General features: G+C 31.6%; 1 protein-coding gene. It reads right to left on the reverse strand.

Going from position 1 to position 803, the window contains the following annotated elements:
• The coding region (locus tag AYC60_RS01420) for an acetate/propionate family kinase (protein WP_067320388.1) at positions 1-803 on the reverse strand (803 nt) is incomplete at both ends.

Here is an 803-nt window from a genome sequence, read left to right on the forward strand (position 1 = left end):
CTGCATAAGAACCTATATAACTTCTAATTCTATAACAGAACATATCATATGCAAGTTTTGCTCTTTCATTTCCTGATTGTACACCTTTTTGTATATCTCTAAAGTCTGAACTTTCTCCGAATATTCCTAAAAATCCTGATTTTTTATTCATTCTTGTATCTATTTCCTTAGGTGTTAATCCTCTTTTTTCCATGATGTATAACACTGCTGCTGGATCTATATCACCACAACGAGTTCCCATCATTATTCCAGCAAGTGGAGTAAGACCCATAGAAGTATCTACTACTTTACCATTTTTAACTGCTGATATTGAAGCTCCATTTCCAAAATAACAAACAATAATTTTAGCTTCTTTATTACCCAACATTTCTGCAACTACACCTGAAACATATTCATGACTAGTTCCATGGAATCCAAAATTTCTAACTAATAATTCTTCATAATCTTCAACTGGTAATGGATAAGAGTATACATGTTTTTCCATGCTTTGATGGAAGGCTGTATCAAATACTGCAACATTAGGTTTACCTGGTAATAATTCTCTCATTACTTTAATTCCCATAACATTAGCTGGGTTATGTAATGGAGCTAATTCAGAAATATCTTCTAATTTTTTTATCACTTCTTCATCTACTAAAACTGAATCATTAAAGTATTCTCCACCATGAACTACTCTATGTCCTATAGCATCAACTTCATCTATAGTTTTTAAAACTCCATTTTCTCCTACTAATTCCTTTAATACTAAATCTATTGCAGCCTTATGATCTGGCATTTCTTCTGATCTTTCTTCTACTTTAACA

It is taken from the genome of Streptobacillus felis (assembly GCF_001559775.1).
GTDB lineage: Bacteria > Fusobacteriota > Fusobacteriia > Fusobacteriales > Leptotrichiaceae > Streptobacillus > Streptobacillus felis.